The 17,721-nt window shown below is 53.6% G+C and carries 15 protein-coding genes; 11 read left to right on the top strand and 4 right to left on the bottom strand.

Annotation, left to right across the window (positions count from 1 at the left end; genetic code table 11):
• Window positions 1-73 precede the first annotated feature (73 nt).
• The 5 genes from lon (at window position 74) to fadM (ending at window position 6,076) form a co-directional block, all read left to right on the top strand.
• Window positions 74-2,428 carry an endopeptidase La gene (gene lon / locus AC534G_RS19065; RefSeq protein ID WP_038638272.1) on the top strand — a complete coding sequence of 785 codons (2,355 nt, stop codon included), beginning with the start codon at window positions 74-76 and terminating at the stop codon, window positions 2,426-2,428.
• Between the two features lie 209 nt (window positions 2,429-2,637).
• A complete protein-coding gene (hupB, locus tag AC534G_RS19060; RefSeq protein WP_003021629.1) occupies window positions 2,638-2,910 on the top strand; it encodes a nucleoid-associated protein HU-beta in 273 nt (90 codons plus the stop codon).
• A 267-nt stretch (window positions 2,911-3,177) separates the two neighbouring features.
• The gene (gene ppiD / locus AC534G_RS19055; RefSeq protein WP_085047635.1) at window positions 3,178-5,052 is read left to right on the top strand and encodes a peptidylprolyl isomerase; all 1,875 of its coding nucleotides are present in this window, start codon (window positions 3,178-3,180) and stop codon (window positions 5,050-5,052) included.
• 146 nt (window positions 5,053-5,198) lie between these two features.
• Complete coding sequence (locus tag AC534G_RS19050) at window positions 5,199-5,573, top strand: helix-hairpin-helix domain-containing protein (RefSeq protein ID WP_038638279.1); 375 nt, start codon at window positions 5,199-5,201, stop codon at window positions 5,571-5,573.
• Window positions 5,574-5,677: 104 nt separating this feature from the next.
• Complete coding sequence (gene fadM, locus AC534G_RS19045) at window positions 5,678-6,076, top strand: long-chain acyl-CoA thioesterase FadM (protein ID WP_038638282.1); 399 nt, start codon at window positions 5,678-5,680, stop codon at window positions 6,074-6,076.
• A gap of 58 nt (window positions 6,077-6,134) precedes the next feature.
• Here fadM and queC read toward each other — a convergent pair whose 3' ends face one another.
• The gene (gene queC / locus AC534G_RS19040; protein WP_110498635.1) at window positions 6,135-6,830 is read right to left on the bottom strand and encodes a 7-cyano-7-deazaguanine synthase QueC; all 696 of its coding nucleotides are present in this window, start codon (window positions 6,828-6,830) and stop codon (window positions 6,135-6,137) included.
• A gap of 64 nt (window positions 6,831-6,894) precedes the next feature.
• Entirely contained in the window at window positions 6,895-8,595 is a 1,701-nt protein-coding gene (locus AC534G_RS19035; protein ID WP_110498634.1) for an SgrR family transcriptional regulator, read from the bottom strand.
• 143 nt (window positions 8,596-8,738) lie between these two features.
• Between AC534G_RS19035 and cof the strand changes: the two genes are divergently transcribed.
• Window positions 8,739-9,557: an HMP-PP phosphatase gene (gene cof / locus AC534G_RS19030; RefSeq protein ID WP_069323962.1), complete on the top strand. Its 819-nt coding sequence runs from the start codon at window positions 8,739-8,741 to the stop codon at window positions 9,555-9,557.
• A gap of 50 nt (window positions 9,558-9,607) precedes the next feature.
• On the opposite strand, the gene AC534G_RS19025 is transcribed toward cof, so the two are convergent.
• A complete protein-coding gene (locus AC534G_RS19025) occupies window positions 9,608-10,663 on the bottom strand; it encodes a PLP-dependent cysteine synthase family protein (RefSeq protein WP_110498633.1) in 1,056 nt (351 codons plus the stop codon).
• 116 nt (window positions 10,664-10,779) lie between these two features.
• Between AC534G_RS19025 and decR the strand changes: the two genes are divergently transcribed.
• The 5 genes from decR (at window position 10,780) to amtB (ending at window position 16,699) form a co-directional block, all read left to right on the top strand.
• Window positions 10,780-11,238, top strand: a complete 459-nt coding sequence (gene decR / locus AC534G_RS19020) for a DNA-binding transcriptional regulator DecR (protein ID WP_003831023.1) — start codon at window positions 10,780-10,782, stop codon at window positions 11,236-11,238.
• 44 nt (window positions 11,239-11,282) lie between these two features.
• Window positions 11,283-13,055 carry a SmdA family multidrug ABC transporter permease/ATP-binding protein gene (locus AC534G_RS19015; RefSeq protein WP_110498632.1) on the top strand — a complete coding sequence of 591 codons (1,773 nt, stop codon included), beginning with the start codon at window positions 11,283-11,285 and terminating at the stop codon, window positions 13,053-13,055.
• Window positions 13,048-14,826, top strand: coding sequence for a SmdB family multidrug efflux ABC transporter permease/ATP-binding protein (locus tag AC534G_RS19010; RefSeq protein ID WP_110498631.1), 1,779 nt, complete (start codon window positions 13,048-13,050; stop codon window positions 14,824-14,826). Before AC534G_RS19015 ends, AC534G_RS19010 begins: the two co-directional genes overlap by 8 nt.
• 216 nt (window positions 14,827-15,042) lie before the next feature.
• Window positions 15,043-15,381 (top strand): P-II family nitrogen regulator, encoded by a 339-nt coding sequence (glnK, locus tag AC534G_RS19005; RefSeq protein WP_006685697.1) that lies wholly within the window; start codon window positions 15,043-15,045, stop codon window positions 15,379-15,381.
• 31 nt (window positions 15,382-15,412) lie between these two features.
• Entirely contained in the window at window positions 15,413-16,699 is a 1,287-nt protein-coding gene (gene amtB / locus AC534G_RS19000) for an ammonium transporter AmtB (RefSeq protein ID WP_085047630.1), read from the top strand.
• 72 nt (window positions 16,700-16,771) lie between these two features.
• Here the strand turns inward: amtB and tesB are convergent, their stop codons facing one another.
• A complete protein-coding gene (tesB, locus tag AC534G_RS18995; RefSeq protein WP_038638304.1) occupies window positions 16,772-17,632 on the bottom strand; it encodes an acyl-CoA thioesterase II in 861 nt (286 codons plus the stop codon).
• Window positions 17,633-17,721 lie beyond the last annotated feature (89 nt).

Raw genomic sequence — 17,721 nt, 5'->3', positions numbered from 1 at the left:
CATGTTAAAGGTGGTGTGAAGCACAGTCGTACCACCTGATTACCTGGCGGACACTAAACTAAGAGAGAGCTCTATGAATCCTGAGCGTTCTGAACGCATTGAAATCCCCGTATTGCCGTTGCGCGATGTGGTGGTTTATCCGCACATGGTCATACCCTTATTTGTAGGGCGGGAAAAATCTATCCGTTGTCTGGAAGCGGCTATGGACCATGATAAAAAAATCATGCTGGTCGCACAGAAAGAAGCGTCAACGGATGAGCCGGGTGTAAACGATCTTTTCACCGTCGGGACCGTGGCCTCTATTTTGCAGATGCTGAAACTGCCTGACGGCACCGTAAAAGTGCTGGTCGAGGGGTTACAGCGCGCGCGTATTTCTGCGCTGTCTGACAACGGCGAGCATTTCTCTGCAAAAGCGGAGTACCTTGACTCGCCTGCCATTGATGAGCGCGAACAGGAAGTGCTGGTGCGTACCGCTATCAGCCAGTTCGAAGGCTATATCAAGCTGAACAAGAAAATCCCACCAGAAGTGTTGACGTCGCTGAACAGCATTGACGATCCCGCGCGTCTGGCGGACACCATCGCTGCGCACATGCCGCTGAAGCTGGCAGACAAGCAGTCCGTGCTGGAGATGTCCGACGTTAACGAACGTCTGGAATATCTGATGGCGATGATGGAATCTGAAATCGATCTGCTGCAGGTTGAGAAACGCATTCGCAACCGCGTGAAGAAGCAGATGGAAAAATCCCAGCGCGAGTACTATCTGAACGAGCAGATGAAAGCTATTCAGAAAGAACTCGGCGAGATGGATGATGCGCCGGACGAAAACGAAGCGCTGAAACGCAAAATCGACGCGGCGAAAATGCCGAAAGAGGCAAAAGAGAAAGCCGAAGCAGAGCTGCAGAAGCTGAAAATGATGTCTCCGATGTCGGCGGAAGCGACCGTGGTCCGTGGCTACATCGACTGGATGGTACAGGTACCGTGGAATGCGCGTAGCAAGGTCAAAAAAGACCTGCGTCAGGCGCAGGAAATCCTCGATACCGACCATTACGGTCTGGAACGCGTCAAAGACCGTATCCTTGAGTATCTCGCGGTTCAAAGCCGTGTGAACAAAATCAAGGGGCCGATCCTGTGTCTGGTTGGGCCGCCGGGGGTAGGTAAAACTTCTCTGGGCCAGTCCATCGCGAAAGCGACCGGGCGTAAATACATCCGTATGGCGCTGGGCGGCGTACGTGATGAGGCTGAAATTCGCGGTCACCGCCGGACCTATATCGGTTCGATGCCGGGTAAACTGATCCAGAAAATGGCTAAAGTGGGCGTTAAAAACCCGCTGTTCCTGCTCGATGAGATCGACAAAATGTCTTCCGACATGCGTGGCGATCCGGCTTCCGCGCTGCTTGAGGTGCTGGATCCAGAGCAGAACGTGGCGTTCAGCGATCACTACCTGGAAGTGGACTACGATCTCAGCGACGTGATGTTCGTTGCGACTTCGAACTCCATGAATATTCCGGCGCCGTTGCTGGATCGTATGGAAGTGATCCGTCTGTCCGGCTACACCGAAGACGAGAAGCTGAACATTGCTAAACGTCACCTGTTGCCGAAACAGATTGAGCGTAACGCGCTGAAAAAAGGCGAGCTTACGGTCGACGATAGCGCCATTGTGGGCATTATTCGTTACTACACCCGTGAAGCGGGCGTGCGTAGTCTGGAGCGTGAAATCTCTAAACTGTGCCGCAAAGCCGTGAAGCAGTTGCTGCTCGACAAATCACTGAAACATATTGTGATCAATGGCGACAACCTGCACGACTACCTGGGCGTACAGCGCTTTGACTATGGTCGCGCGGACAACGAAAACCGCGTCGGTCAGGTGACCGGTCTGGCGTGGACGGAAGTGGGCGGCGATCTGCTGACCATCGAAACCGCCTGCGTTCCGGGTAAAGGCAAGCTGACCTACACCGGTTCTTTGGGTGAGGTAATGCAGGAGTCTATTCAGGCTGCACTGACCGTGGTGCGCGCGCGCGCGGAAAAACTGGGTATTAATCCGGACTTTTACGAAAAACGCGACATCCACGTTCACGTACCAGAAGGGGCGACGCCGAAAGATGGTCCAAGTGCCGGTATTGCCATGTGTACCGCGCTGGTTTCTTGTCTGACCGGTAACCCGGTACGCGCCGATGTGGCGATGACCGGCGAGATCACTCTGCGTGGTCAGGTGCTGCCAATCGGTGGTTTGAAAGAAAAACTGCTGGCGGCGCACCGTGGCGGCATTAAGACGGTCTTAATTCCAGATGAAAACAAACGTGACCTGGAAGAGATTCCGGACAACGTGATTGCCGATCTGGACATCCATCCGGTGAAACGTATCGAGGAAGTTTTGACGCTTGCGCTGCAAAATGAACCCTCTGGAATGCAGGTTGTGACCGCAAAATAGTGACCTCGCGCAAAGAGCACTAATAAAAACAGGGCTGGCAGGCCATTTCGGACTTGCCAGCCTTTTTTTGTATAGCTAATTTAGATGACGGATTAGGCTTGCCATCATTAACGGGTGTTGTAAGGGCATGGCAGGCCTGATATAACTGCTGCGCGGTCGCACTTTGAAGGATTCAGGTGCGATATAAATTATAAAAGAGGAAGAGAAGAGTGAATAAATCTCAACTGATCGACAAAATTGCTGCAGGGGCTGATATCTCTAAAGCTGCGGCTGGACGTGCGTTAGATGCAATTATTGCTTCTGTTACCGAATCCCTGAAGGAAGGCGATGACGTAGCGCTGGTAGGTTTTGGTACTTTTGCCGTTAAAGAGCGTGCTGCCCGTACTGGTCGCAACCCGCAAACAGGTAAAGAGATCACCATCGCCGCGGCTAAAGTACCGGGCTTCCGTGCAGGTAAAGCACTGAAAGACGCGGTAAACTAAGTGATTTCCCCTTTGGGGATGTGACGAAGTACAAGGGCGCATCAACTGATGTGCCTTTTTTATTTCTGATTCCGGTACTTTCTACGTGTTGTGGGCTGACAATTGCCCCCGTTTCTTGTCACAATAGGCCTTTGTGCGCAGCGTTCAGGAAACGCTATGCTGCGTGAAGCATATATACTCAAAATCCTTGCCGCCGTTGTTGTAACAACGTGCAGGCGGCTTGAAGGATAACGCGTATAGTCATCTACAGCGGAGTGTGGTTACACCATGATGGACAGCTTACGCACGGCTGCTAACAGTCTCGTGCTCAAGATTATTTTCGGTATCATTATCGTGTCGTTCATTTTGACCGGCGTGAGTGGTTACCTGATTGGCGGGGGCAACAATTACGCCGCCAAAGTGAATGGCCAGGAGATCAGCCGCGGGCAATTCGAAAATGCGTTCAATAGCGAACGTAACCGCATGCAGCAACAGTTGGGCGATCAATACTCTGAGCTGGCGGCGAATGAAGGCTATATGAAAACGCTGCGTCAGCAGGTGCTGAATCGTCTTGTAGACGAAGCGCTGCTGGATCAATACTCCCGCGAGCTGAAGCTCAATATCAGCGACGATCAGGTTAAACAGGCTATTTTCGCCACGCCTGCTTTCCAGGTGGACGGCAAATTTGATAACAACCGCTACAATGCGATTGTTAATCAAATGGGAATGACCGCCGATCAGTACGCTGAGGCATTACGTAATCAGCTTACTACCCAGCAGTTGATCAACGGCGTTGCCGGTACGGACTTCATGCTGAAAGGCGAAACCGATGAGCTGGCGGCGCTGGTCGCACAGCAGCGTATCGTGCGTGAGGCGACGATTGACGTTAACGCGCTTGCCGCGAAGCAATCCGTTACCGAGCAGGAAGTTGCCAGCTACTACGAGCAGAATAAAAACAACTTCATGACGCCGGAACAGTTCCGCGTGAGCTACATCAAGCTGGACGCTGCTGCACTGCAGGAGACGGCCAGCGATGCTGATATTCAGTCTTACTATGACCAGCATCAGGACCAGTTCACTCAGCCGCAGCGTAACCGCTACAGCATTATTCAGACGAAAACGGAAGATGAAGCTAAAGCGGTACTGGATGAGTTGAGCAAAGGCGCAGATTTCGCTGCGCTGGCGAAAGAAAAATCAGCCGACATCATCTCTGCCCGTAAAGGTGGCGATATGGGATGGCTGGAAGATTCCACCACTCCGGATGAGCTGAAAAATGCCGGCCTGAAAGACAAAGGCCAACTGTCCGGTGTGATTAAATCTTCCGTTGGTTTTCTCGTTGCGCGTCTTGATGACGTACAGCCTGCGCAGGTTAAACCGCTGAGCGAAGCCCGTGACGACATTGCGGCGAAAGTGAAGCAGGAAAAAGCGCTGGATGCGTACTATGCGCTGCAGCAGAAAGTGAGCGATGCAGCCAGCAACGATAACGAATCCCTGGCGGGTGCGGAGCAAGCTGCCGGTATGAAAGCGGTTGAAACGGGCTGGTTTAGCCGTGACAGTCTGCCGGAAGAGCTGAATTTCAAACCCGTCGCTGACGTCATTTTCAATGGGGGTCTGGTTGGCGAGAACGGTACGCCTGGCAGTAACTCTGACATCATTACCGTGGATGGCGATCGCGCGTTTGTGCTGCGTATTGCAGAGCACAAAGCCGAAGCCGTTAAGCCACTGGCTGAAGTGAAAGAGCAGGTTACTGCGCTTGTTAAGCACAATAAAGCAGAGCAACAGGCTAAGCTGGATGCTGATAAACTGCTGGCGGACCTGAAAGCCGGTAAAGGTGATGAAGCGATGAAAGCGGCGGGTCTGAGCTTTGGTGAGGCGAAAACGCTGAGCCGCACTGGTCAGGATCCTCTGAGCCAGGCAGCCTTTGGTCTGAGCCTGCCAGCGAAAGACAAACCGAGCTACGGCGTGGCGAACGATATGCAGGGTAACGTTGTTCTGCTGGCGCTGGACGAAGTGAAAGCGGGTTCGATGCCTGAAGCGCAGAAGAAAGCGATGGTTCAGGGGATCACCCAGAACAACGCGCAGATTGTGTTCGAAGCGCTGATGAGCAACCTGCGTAAAGCCGCAAAAATTAAAATCGGTGACGCGCTGGAACAGCAGCAATAACCGAGGCAGTTCGCAAAAAATTGCAAAAAGTTGTATTAACCAAAGGCCGCTTTCGCGGCCTTTTCCATTTCTGTTATTTGCCGTTTGTCTGCTGTTCCGCACCTCGCTATCGTGATTCCACTGTTAACAAACACGGAGAAAACAGTATGAAACATGGAATCAAAGCCCTGCTTATCACCCTTTCATTGACCTGCGGCGCTATGGCCCAAAGCGCATTGGCTGCAGAGCCCGTTGCCAAAAACCAGGCGACTCAAACCAAAGCGGATGCTTCCACAGTGGCGCAAAGCAAGGCTACGCAACCCGCTAAAGCAAGCGATGATGAAGGCACCAGGGTAAGCATCAACAGCGCTTCTGCGGAGGATTTAGCGCGAGTGATGAATGGGGTCGGACTGAAAAAAGCCCAGGCCATTGTCAGCTATCGAGAAGAGTACGGGCCATTTAAAACGGTCGATGATTTAAAGCAGGTGCCGGGGATGGGAAGTTCTTTGGTAGAGCGTAACCTGGCAGTTTTAACACTTTAATAACTTGCAGAGCGCTGAAAGTTTGCCAGACTATAGAGGTCATACCAGTTATGGCCTCTTCACCCTGAATATGTACATATAAAAAAACGTAAGGTTTCTGCGCTATGCAAACACAAATCAAAGTCCGTGGTTATCATCTTGATGTCTATCAGCACGTCAACAATGCCCGTTATCTTGAGTTTCTGGAAGAAGCACGCTGGGATGGACTGGAAAACAGCGACAGCTTTCAGTGGATGACCGCTCACAACATCGCTTTTGTGGTTGTGAATATTAATATCAACTATCGCCGTCCGGCGGTGCTGAGCGACCTGCTGACTGTTACCAGTCAGGTACAGCAGTTAAATGGCAAAAGCGGCGTGTTGAACCAGACTATCACCCTGGAGCCGGAAGGACAGGTGGTAGCAGATGCGTTGATTACCTTCGTCTGTATTGATTTGAAAACGCAAAAAGCGCTACCGCTGGAAGGAGAGTTGCGCGAGAAACTGGAACTGATGGTGAAGTAGTGGCTGCGAGTGCTTGCAGGCCGGATAAGCAAAGCGCCATCCGGCATCGCTCAACCCATTACTTTAACCCGGTTTTCTGCTTCATCGCCGTCATCACTGCCGGTTTATCCGCCAGATAATGGTTAAGACCGTTGGCGCGCAGATTACAGGCCGCGCAGTGACCACAACCGTCACCTTTGATACCGTTATAGCAGGTCAGCGTTTCTTCGCGTACCAGGTCCAGCTTGCCCCAGTAATCGGCCAGCGCCCAGGTTTCGGCTTTATCGATCCACATCAGCGGAGTTTCAAAGCGGATATCTTTTGCCATCCCCAGGCTCACGGCATGGTTCAGAGCCTTGACGAACTCATCGCGACAGTCAGGATATCCAGAGAAGTCGGTTTCACAAACGCCGGTAATGACCGTCTCTGCCTGTACCTGATATGCGTAAATCGCCGCCAGCGTTAAAAACAGAATATTGCGTCCGGGCACAAAGGTATTGGGAATGCCGTTCGCATCCGGTTCGTAATCAGGCACCGGAATGTTATCACGGGTCAGGCTACTGACAGCCAGTTCGCTAAGCAGCGTGACATCAAGCACTTTGTGCGCACGCGCGCCGAGTTTTAAGGCCAGATCACGTGCGACATCAATCTCAGCGCGATGGCGCTGACCATAATCAAAGGTCACGCAGTGCACTTCATCATACTGATGTAGCGCTTGCGCCAGACAGGTCGTGGAGTCCTGACCTCCACTGAATACAACAACGGCACGTTTCATGGCTTTTCCTGACAAATAACGAAACCCATATGGTAGCGCCTGGACGTGGTGTCGACCAGCTTCTTCATGCTGAAGGGGGCGGTAACCAGGCTTCGGTGAACTCAAACCAGCCGCGAGGATTCAGGCGAACACCGTTCACGCCCGGTGGCGCGCTAATACGATAGTGATAATTGAACAGCGGAGTCAGCGTGGCATCATGCATCAGCGTGGCGAACACTTGCTGTAACGCCGCGTGACGATCGTCTTCATTGGCCTGGACTTGCAGGGCATCCAGCGTGGTTTGCAAGTGCGTGTATTCAGGCGCATTGAGTACATGTGACCACAGTTGATCGCAACGTAACCACTGTTCGAGGGTATATTCAGGCGCTTCGCCAATCAGTCTGTCTCCCATCATCAGGTCGGCCTGCGCTAAAGGATGATTACCGTCCCAGTTTTTAGCATTATGAAATATAAGCGTTAATTCACAGCCGAGTAGCGCCAGCGTCTGGCGAAGCTGTTCAGCCATGGCATGTAGTTCAACCGGCAGGTGATATGCCAGCGTCAGTTTTTCCGGTAGCGCTACCTCGTTCAACTCATCCCATTGCGGGATCGTCCATCCAGGCAGCAGCGCATTGCTTGGGGTTATCAGGTTTTCATCTACCTCCAGCGTTTGTAGCAGGGAAGAGCGATGGATAATATTGACCAGCCGGCGGGCTTGCAAGGTATTCAGGCGCGCGCTTTTTCTGAGCGTGAGATAGCAAAAACCGAGGCTTATCCCGCTGCTCACCTGGCTTAGCATGGGCAACTCTTCGGGTTTACCTATCGCTATTTGCACCGGATGGCGACAGCTGGTGCCCAAGTCCTGGGAGAAGAGTTGCGGAGTTATCCAGTATTCGATCGCTTTCAGGAGTGGATGACTCAGGTGGTAGTGATCGTGACTCTCGATACGCACCAGCTCAGGGGTAAACAACGTCAACCGGAATGGACCGGTACCCACAAACGGGTGCTCAGGATGTGCCAGGTGACTGCTGTAGCTTGCCAGACGGTGCGCCAGCCAGAAGTCGGGACGATGCAGAATAAAGGTCAGACACTGGGGATGGGTCACCTCAATATGTTTGACGCTGATGAACAGCTTATTCAGCGCGGGTAGTTCTAACAGCTTCAGCAACTGCTGATGTAGCTGCGTACTGCTGACGGCATCGCCGTTATGCCAGTACAGCGTGGAGCGAATATAGAAATCCCAACGCAGGCCGTCGGCGGAGATATTCCAGTGGTGAGCTAAATCACCGCAGGGGCGTTGTGTATGCGTGTCAAACCGGGTCAGGCCAGAGAATACCTGCCCGGCGAGATGTTGCTCTGCGCGGCCAGGGAGAAATCCGGGGTGCAAAGGGTCGAGCTGGCGGTAATAGGGGATACGCAGGGTTGGCGTGTCGTTTTGCCACTGACCGCCCATAAACGGTTGTAGCAGGGTTCTTAATTCACCCGGCGCCAGTTCGGCCAGCTCCAGCACGCTAAGCTGTTCCCCCTTTTGCAGCGCCTGCTCCATCATGGTATTGCGTAGCGAGTCCGGCGTAACTAAAAAGCGTAGCTGCCCGCGTTTACCCCGCCCCGATTGGGCGTGCCACTCCAGCCAGCCTGCATCCTGCGCTTGTTTTAACAAGGTTCGCACGTGGCGTTCGCTGCAAAAACAGCGTTCAGCCAGTTCGCCAATGGTCACCGACTGCGGCTCCCCGTTCGAGGGCTGCCACAGGCGTTGGTACTGGTTCAGGCGATTAAGCAGACGCATTGATACTTTATCCTTCAAGGTGCCCGTTAACGGTTTTTACGCAGAAAACCCGGAACAATTCATTTTATCTATTCACTATTACTTCCGTATATCTCAGGTGATACTGAATCACAAGTTAACCGCCTCACAGTGTGGAGAAAGAAATGGCTCGTCTGGCTGCATTTGATATGGATGGCACTCTTTTGATGCCGAATCACCATTTAGGTGATGAAACGCTTTCAACGCTGGCGCGCCTGCGTGAACGTGATATCACTCTGACATTTGCCACCGGTCGCCATGTGCTGGAGATGCGCCACATTCTGGGTTCTATTTCGCTGGATGCCTTTTTAATCACGGGTAACGGTACGCGCATTCACTCGCTGGAGGGTGATGTGCTGCACCGCCAGGATCTGGATCCGAATGTTGCGGATAGTGTATTGCACCAGAAGTGGGACACCACGGCCAGCATGCATGTCTTTAATGACAACGGTTGGTTCACCGGACAAGAAATTCCAGCGCTGCTTCAGGCGCATGTGTATAGCGGATTTCGTTACCAGATCGTGGATGTGAAACGTATTCCCGCCCACCAGGTAACGAAGATCTGTTTCTGCGGCGATCATGACACGCTGATCCGTCTGCGCATTCAACTCAATGAGGCGCTGGGTGAACAGGCGAATCTCTGTTTCTCCGCGGTTGATTGCCTCGAGGTGCTGCCGCTGGGATGTAATAAAGGTTCTGCGCTGGCGGTATTAAGCAACCACTTAGGTTATTCAATGGCCGAGTGTATGGCGTTTGGCGATGCCATGAACGATCGCGAAATGTTAAGTAGCGTAGGGCGCGGCCTGATTATGGGTAACGCGATGCCGCAACTGATTGCTGAACTGCCTCATTTATCGGTGATTGGGCATTGCCGTAATCAGGCAGTATCACACTTTTTGACGCATTGGCTGGACAATCCGCATCTACCTTATTCCCCCGAATGAGAGATCCCTTCCAGCAAGCCAGACTTCGCGTCTGGCTTTTTTTTGTCTGATTAGTGGGTATTCAGGAGTTGAGCCAGCTCCGCTTTCCACGGCGTTAAATCCCCGATGTGCGCGTCGACCCACTGCGGGTTGTAATAGGTTTCCAGATAACGTTCGCCGCTGTCACACAACAACGTCACCAGCGATCCCGTTTCTCCTGCATCGCGCATACGGGCGGCAAGTTGTAATGCTCCCCACATGTTGGTGCCGGTTGAGGCGCCAACTTTACGGCCCAGCTGTGTCTCCAGCCAGTGCGCGGTGGCCACGCTGGCGGCATCAGGCACGCGCAGCATTTCATCGACCACGTCAGGAATGAAAGACGGTTCTACGCGTGGGCGACCGATCCCTTCGATTTTGCTACCTACCGGGCTGCGTAAGGTTGCATCGCGATCTTGCCAGAAGGGCAGAAAGACCGAGTTTTCCGGATCCACCACCATCAAACGAGTGTCGTAGCCCTGACAACGAATATAACGGCCAATGGTCGCCGAGGTGCCGCCGGTTCCGGCACTCATCACGATATGCCGGGGAACGGGGTTGGGCTCGCATTGCATCTGCCGAAAGATACTGTCGGCAATATTATTGTTACCACGCCAGTCGGTGGCGCGCTCAGCGTAAGTGAACTGATCCATGTAATGGCCGTTCAGCTCACGCGCCAATTGTTCAGAAGCCGCATAAATTTCGCAGGCGCTTTCCACGAAATGACAGCGCCCGCCATAAAACTCAATCTGTTCAATTTTACGTTTCGCAGTACACGAAGGCATAACGGCGATAAACGGTAATCCTAACAGACGGGCGAAATACGCTTCGGAAACCGCCGTTGAGCCGGATGATGACTCGATGATGGTAGTGCCTTCTTTGATCCAGCCATTGCACAGTCCATACAGAAACAGTGAGCGTGCCAGACGATGTTTCAGGCTCCCGGTCGGATGCGTGCTCTCATCTTTTAAATAGAGCTGAATGCCCGGAAACGCCGGGAGCGACAGACGAATGAGATGCGTATCCGCAGAACGTTGATAATCCGCGTTGATTTCATTGATGGCGTTTTTAACCCAGGAGCTATTCATCATTAAAAGATATCCATTTGTCATTTTGTGCCCAGAATAGCGAAAAGCACGGAAAAAATTGTTGCCATTTAGCCTTTAAAATAGAATGTAAGGAGAAAATTCTTCTCTGTGGAGTGGATATGTTAGACAAAATTGACCGTAAGCTGCTCGGCTTACTGCAACAAGACTGCACCCTTTCTTTGCAGGCGTTAGCAGATGCCGTTAATCTGACTACCACCCCTTGCTGGAAACGCCTTAAACGGCTTGAAGATGATGGTATCCTGCTGGGTCGAGTCGCCCTGCTGGATCCCGAAAAACTGGGGCTGGGCTTAACCGCGTTTGTGTTGATCAAGACTCAGCACCACAGCAGCGAATGGTATTGCCGCTTTGTCACCGAAGTCACCGGAATGCCGGAAGTTCTGGGATTCTGGCGTATGGCAGGGGAGTATGACTACCTGATGCGGGTCCAGGTCGCCGATATGAAAAGCTATGACGAATTTTATAAGCGCCTGGTGAACAGCGTGCCGGGCCTGTCTGATGTCACCTCCAGCTTTGCGATGGAACAGATTAAATACACAACTGCTCTACCGATTGAATAATTCTCCCGGCGCTCATTGCCGGAAATCTTGTCAGGACATAACGCGTGCGATTATTTGCTCAATTAAGCTGGTACTTCCGCCGGGAGTGGCGTCGCTACCTTGGAGCAGTGGCTCTGCTTATTATCATCGCCATCCTTCAGCTTATCCCGCCGAAAGTGGTCGGGATCATTGTGGATGGCGTAACAGCGCAACGCTTCACCACCGAGCGGCTGCTGATGTGGGTTGGCACAATCGCCCTGATTGCGGTGGTCGTGTACTTGCTGCGCTATGTCTGGCGCGTACTGCTGTTTGGTGCATCCTACCAACTGGCGGTTGAGCTGCGGGAAGATTATTACCGTCAATTGAGTCGCCAGCACCCCGAGTTCTATCTGCGCCACCGTACGGGTGATCTGATGGCGCGCGCCACTAACGATGTCGATCGGGTGGTGTTTGCCGCTGGCGAAGGCGTGCTGACGCTGGTGGATTCGCTGGTGATGGGGTGTGCGGTAATGATCGTGATGTCTACGCAGATAAGCTGGCAACTGACGCTTATTGCGCTACTGCCGATGCCGGTGATGGCGTTAATGATCAAACGTTACGGTGATCGACTCCATCACCGTTTTAAGCTGGCGCAGGCGGCGTTCTCCAGTCTTAACGATCGTACTCAGGAGAGCCTGACCAGCATTCGCATGATCAAGGCTTTTGGCCTGGAGGATCGGCAGTCGGCGTTATTTGCCGCAGATGCTGAAGACACCGGTAAGAAAAACCTGCGGGTGGCGCGTATTGACGCCCGTTTTGACCCAACGATTTATATCGCCATTGGGATGGCTAACCTGCTGGCGATTGCCGGAGGAAGCTGGATGGTGGTGCACGGTTCGCTGACGCTCGGCCAGCTCACCAGCTTTATGATGTATCTCGGTCTGATGATTTGGCCGATGCTGGCGCTGGCATGGATGTTTAATATTGTCGAACGCGGCAGCGCCGCCTACAGCCGTATTCGCGCCATGCTGGCTGAAGCGCCGGTGGTGGATGACGGTACTGAACCGGTGCCGGAAGGACGCGGCGAGCTGGCGGTGGCGATTCGCGAATTTCGCTACCCATTGACGGCTCAGCCAGCGCTGGAAAACGTGAATTTCCAGCTCAGACCCGGACAGATGCTGGGCATCTGCGGCCCGACCGGCGCGGGGAAAAGTACGGTGCTGTCGCTGATCCAGCGTCATTTCGATATCAGCCAAGGGGATATACGTTTTCATGATATCCCGTTATCGCGCTTACAACTTGATAGCTGGCGCAGCCGGCTGGCGGTGGTTAGCCAGACGCCGTTCCTGTTTTCAGATACCGTCGCCAATAACATCGCGTTAGGACGCCCGCAGGCCACGCAGGAAGAGATCGAACATGTGGCGCGTCTCGCCAGCGTTCATGAGGATATTTTACGTCTTCCGCAAGGCTATGATACTGAAGTGGGCGAGCGCGGCGTGATGCTGTCCGGCGGGCAAAAACAGCGAATCTCTATTGCCCGTGCTTTGCTGTTGAATGCTGAAATTCTGATCCTGGATGATGCGCTGTCGGCAGTAGACGGCCGTACCGAGCATCAGATCCTGCATAACCTGCGCCAGTGGGGCGAAGGCAGAACTGTGATTATCAGCGCTCACCGTTTATCGGCCCTGACGGAAGCCAGCGAGATTATTGTGATGCAGCATGGGCATATTGCTCAGCGTGGTGAGCATGACGTGTTGGTGCAGCAGCCAGGCTGGTATCGCGATATGTTTCGTTATCAGCAACTGGAAGCGGCGCTGTCCGATGCGCCAGAGATAAACGGGGAGGCGGCTAATGCGTAGTTTTGGGCAATTATGGCCGACCCTGAAAAGGCTGCTGAAGTACGGTTCGCCATGGCGAAAACCGCTGGCGATTGCGGTAGTCATGCTGTGGGTGGCGGCTGCGGCTGAAGTCAGCGGCCCGCTGCTAATTAGCTATTTTATCGATAACATGGTGGCGAAAAACAACCTGCCGCTGGCGATGGTCGCCGGGCTGGTTGCGGCGTATGTGGGATTGCAGCTGCTGGCGGCGGGTCTGCATTACGCGCAGTCACTGTTATTTAATCAGGCGGCAGTTGGCGTGGTGCAACAGTTGCGCACCGATGTCATGGACGCAGCGCTTCGTCAGCCGCTCAGCGCCTTTGATACTCAGCCCGTCGGGCAGCTTATCTCCCGAGTGACGAATGACACTGAAGTGATTCGTGACCTGTATGTGACGGTAGTGGCAACGGTTCTGCGCAGTGCGGCCTTGATCGGTGCGATGCTGGTGGCGATGTTTAGCCTGGAGTGGCGTATGGCGCTGGTCGCGATGGTCATTTTCCCGGCGGTGCTGGTGGTGATGGTGATTTATCAACGCTACAGCACACCGATTGTGCGCCGGGTTCGCGCTTATCTGGCGGATATTAACGATGGCTTTAACGAAGTCATCAACGGCATGAGTGTTATCCAGCAGTTCCGTCAGCAGGCGCGATTTGGCGAGAGAATGGGCGAGGCCAGCCGTTCGCACTATATGGCGCGGATGCAGACCCTGCGACTGGATGGCTTTTTGCTGCGTCCGCTGCTTAGCCTTTTCTCGGCGCTGATCCTCTGCGGTTTATTGATGCTGTTCAGCTTTACCTCTGGCAGTTCGATCGAGGTGGGGGTGTTGTATGCGTTTATTAGCTATCTCGGGCGGTTGAACGAGCCGCTTATCGAGCTGACGACCCAGCAGTCAATGCTGCAGCAGGCGGTTGTCGCCGGTGAACGTGTGTTCGAATTGATGGATGGGCCACGTCAACGCTATGGTGACGATGACCAGCTGCTAAAGAGTGGGGATATCGAGGTAGATAACGTTTCATTTGCTTATCGTGACGACAATCTGGTGCTGCAAAACATCAGTCTGTCCGTGCCTTCGCGTAGCTTTGTGGCCCTGGTCGGGCACACCGGCAGCGGCAAAAGTACGCTGGCCAGCCTGCTGATGGGATACTACCCGCTGACGCAGGGGGAAATCCGCCTTGATGGGAGACCGCTGTCTTCGCTGAGCCACGGGGTATTGCGTCAGGGCATCGCGATGGTGCAGCAGGATCCGGTGGTGATGGCGGATACCTTCCTGGCAAACGTCACGCTGGGCCGCGATATCTCAGAAGCGCGGGTATGGCAGGCGCTGGAAACCGTGCAACTGGCGGAACTGGCGCGCGGCCTGAGCGAGGGAATTCATACCCGGCTGGGCGAGCAGGGCAATAATCTCTCCGTTGGGCAGAAACAGTTGCTGGCGCTGGCGCGGGTGCTGGTTGAAACGCCGCAGGTACTGATCCTCGATGAAGCCACGGCCAGTATTGACTCCGGCACGGAACAGGCGATTCAGCAAGCGCTGGCGGCGGTACGTGAACACACCACGCTGGTGGTGATTGCGCATCGCTTATCGACGATTGTCGATGCGGACACCATTCTGGTACTGCACCGTGGACAGGCGGTTGAACGTGGTACGCACCAGCAATTACTGGCGGCGCAAGGCCGTTACTGGCAGATGTATCAACTGCAGCTGGCGGGCGAAGAGCTGGCGGCCAGTACGCAAGAGGATTCCATTATTGCCTGATAGCTGAGACCAACCCGGTTTCGTAGGCCGGACGGCAATCAACAATCTGGTGCAAAAATGTAACGCACTATGCACCGTTATAGTGCGTTTTTTCTTTTTCTCCCCCCACTCCCCTCGGCTGGCCGAATCATCCTGCTTTTTCATTCCTGGCACATCCCTTGCAGTATTCATCTGGTGTATCTGCAGCCACTACTGAATTCTGACTGGAGGGGATCTATGAAGCTGGTTACCGTGGTAATCAAACCGTTCAAACTGGAAGACGTCCGCGAAGCCTTGTCGTCTATTGGTATTCAGGGGCTGACCGTCACCGAAGTGAAGGGGTTTGGCCGACAGAAAGGTCATGCCGAGCTTTACCGTGGGGCTGAATATAGCGTCAATTTTTTGCCCAAGGTGAAGATTGATGTGGCGATTGCCGATGACCAACTGGATGAAGTGATCGATGTCATCAGCAAGGCGGCCTACACCGGAAAAATTGGCGACGGCAAAATCTTTGTCGCCGAGCTGCAACGCGTGATTCGTATTCGTACCGGCGAAACTGACGAAGCCGCACTGTAACGTCTGGCACACAGTGATAGGAAACCAAAAAATGAAGATAGCAACGATGAAAACAGGTATTGCTTCACTGGCGCTGTTGCCGGGACTGGCGATGGCGGCACCGGCGGTTGCGGATAAAGCGGATAACGCGTTTATGATGATCTGTACCGCGCTGGTGCTGTTTATGACCATTCCTGGCATTGCGCTGTTTTACGGCGGTTTGATTCGCGGTAAGAACGTGTTGTCGATGCTGACTCAGGTGACGGTGACATTTGCCCTGGTCTGTATTTTATGGGTGGTTTATGGCTATTCACTGGCCTTTGGCGAAGGGAATAATTTCTTTGGCAACTTCAACTGGGTATTACTGAAGAACATTGCGCTGACGGCGGTCACGGGGAGCTTCTACCAGTATATTCACGTTGCTTTTCAGGGCTCTTTCGCCTGTATCACCGTTGGGCTTATCGTTGGGGCGCTGGCTGAGCGTATTCGCTTCTCGGCGGTACTGATTTTTGTGGTCGTGTGGTTAACGCTGTCTTACATCCCAATAGCCCACATGGTCTGGGGCGGCGGTTTGCTGGCTTCTCATGGCGCACTGGATTTTGCCGGCGGGACGGTTGTACATATTAACGCGGCGATAGCCGGTCTGGTGGGGGCTTATTTGATTGGCAAACGCGTCGGTTTTGGTAAAGAAGCTTTTAAGCCGCATAACCTGCCGATGGTCTTCACTGGCACCGCCATTCTCTACATTGGCTGGTTTGGCTTTAATGCCGGTTCTGCGGGCACGGCGAATGAAATCGCTGCGCTGGCCTTCGTCAATACCGTGGTCGCCACCGCTGCCGCCATCCTCGGGTGGATCTTCGGGGAATGGGCGTTGCGCGGTAAACCGTCTCTGCTGGGGGCCTGTTCTGGGGCCGTTGCGGGTCTGGTTGGCGTAACGCCTGCATGTGGTTATATCGGTGTCGGCGGCGCGTTGATTATTGGCGTGGCAGCCGGTCTGGCGGGCCTGTGGGGAGTGACGATGCTGAAGCGTTTTCTGCGCGTGGACGATCCGTGTGACGTGTTTGGTGTTCACGGCGTGTGCGGCATTGTCGGCTGTATCCTGACCGGGGTTTTTGCCGCCAGCTCGCTGGGTGGCGTGGGGTTTGCCGAGGGCGTGACCATGGGGCATCAGCTGCTGGTGCAACTGGAAAGCGTGGCGATTACCATCGTCTGGTCCGGCGTGGTGGCCTTCATCGGTTATAAGCTGGCGGATATGACGGTGGGTCTGCGCGTACCAGAAGAGCAGGAACGCGAAGGTCTGGATGTGAACAGTCACGGCGAGAACGCCTACAACGCCTGATTTCTCAATATGCCGGATGGCGCTAACGTTTATCCGGCCTACAACGATGTAGCCTGTAGGCCGGATAAGACATCAATTACGATTACGCATGACCCCTTCCTGTACGGTAGAAGCGACCAGCACGCCATCCTGCGTATAAAATTCCCCGCGCACAAAGCCCCGGGCACCGGAGGCGGAAGTACTTTCGACGTTATACAGCAGCCATTCATTGATATTGAACGGACGATGGAACCACATTGAGTGGTCAATGGTGGCGATCTGAATTCCTTTTTCCAGGAAACCAATCCCGTACGGTTGCAGCGCGACGGGCAGGAAGTTCAGGTCAGAGGCATAACCCAGCAGATACTGATGGACGCGCAGATCGTCTTGCAGTTCACCGTTGGCGCGGATCCATACCTGACGGGTCGGAGGTGCGACATGACCTTTTAAGGGGTTATGAAACTCCACCGGGCGCACTTCCAACGGACGATCGTTGATGAACTTTTCTTTCAATAACGGTGGCAGAAGATGCGCCACTGAGCGGGCAATTTCTGTTTCTGATTTCAGCTCATCGGGACCCGGCGCATCCGGCATGGTTTTCTGATGTTCAAACCCGTCTTCTGGTGCCTGAAAGGAGGCGGTCATGTAAAAAATGGGTTTACCATTCTGGATTGCGGCAACGCGGCGCGCGCTGAAGCTGTTACCATCACGCAGGACTTCTACATCATAAATGATGGGTTTTTGGCTATCGCCGGGGCGTAAAAAGTAGCTGTGAAAGGAGTGCACCAGACGTTCTTCCGGAACGGTTTCTTTCGCGGCATACAGCGCCTGACCGACAACCTGTCCGCCAAAAACCTGACGTAACCCTAAGTCTTCACTTTGGCCGCGAAAGAGCCCTTCTTCAATTTTTTCCAGATTTAACAGTGTCAGCAAATTTTTGAGTGCCAGACTCATAGGAGCTCTCCAGGTGATATCGATGTCGCGCGAGTTAGGCAGAGTATAACGCAATTTTAAAAGTGGTCCGATGGGTGCAATTGTCTGAA

The organism is Citrobacter sp. CRE-46 (assembly GCF_059615875.1).
The sequence above is the reverse complement of the archived record's forward strand: the minus strand, read 5'-3'. Positions and strand labels throughout refer to the sequence as shown.

Bases quoted from the DNA above. Each gene is read 5' to 3' on its own strand.
- AC534G_RS19050 (WP_038638279.1), top strand. From the start codon at position 5,199: ATGAAACATGGAATCAAAGCCCTGCTTATCACCCTTTCATTGACCTGC.
- queC (WP_110498635.1), bottom strand. From the start codon at position 6,830: ATGAAACGTGCCGTTGTTGTATTCAGTGGAGGTCAGGACTCCACGACC.
- cof (WP_069323962.1), top strand. From the start codon at position 8,739: ATGGCTCGTCTGGCTGCATTTGATATGGATGGCACTCTTTTGATGCCG.
- AC534G_RS19035 (WP_110498634.1), bottom strand. From the start codon at position 8,595: ATGCGTCTGCTTAATCGCCTGAACCAGTACCAACGCCTGTGGCAGCCC.
- lon (WP_038638272.1), top strand. From the start codon at position 74: ATGAATCCTGAGCGTTCTGAACGCATTGAAATCCCCGTATTGCCGTTG.
- decR (WP_003831023.1), top strand. From the start codon at position 10,780: ATGTTAGACAAAATTGACCGTAAGCTGCTCGGCTTACTGCAACAAGAC.
- fadM (WP_038638282.1), top strand. From the start codon at position 5,678: ATGCAAACACAAATCAAAGTCCGTGGTTATCATCTTGATGTCTATCAG.
- glnK (WP_006685697.1), top strand. From the start codon at position 15,043: ATGAAGCTGGTTACCGTGGTAATCAAACCGTTCAAACTGGAAGACGTC.
- ppiD (WP_085047635.1), top strand. From the start codon at position 3,178: ATGATGGACAGCTTACGCACGGCTGCTAACAGTCTCGTGCTCAAGATT.
- amtB (WP_085047630.1), top strand. From the start codon at position 15,413: ATGAAGATAGCAACGATGAAAACAGGTATTGCTTCACTGGCGCTGTTG.
- tesB (WP_038638304.1), bottom strand. From the start codon at position 17,632: ATGAGTCTGGCACTCAAAAATTTGCTGACACTGTTAAATCTGGAAAAA.
- AC534G_RS19010 (WP_110498631.1), top strand. From the start codon at position 13,048: ATGCGTAGTTTTGGGCAATTATGGCCGACCCTGAAAAGGCTGCTGAAG.
- AC534G_RS19025 (WP_110498633.1), bottom strand. From the start codon at position 10,663: ATGATGAATAGCTCCTGGGTTAAAAACGCCATCAATGAAATCAACGCG.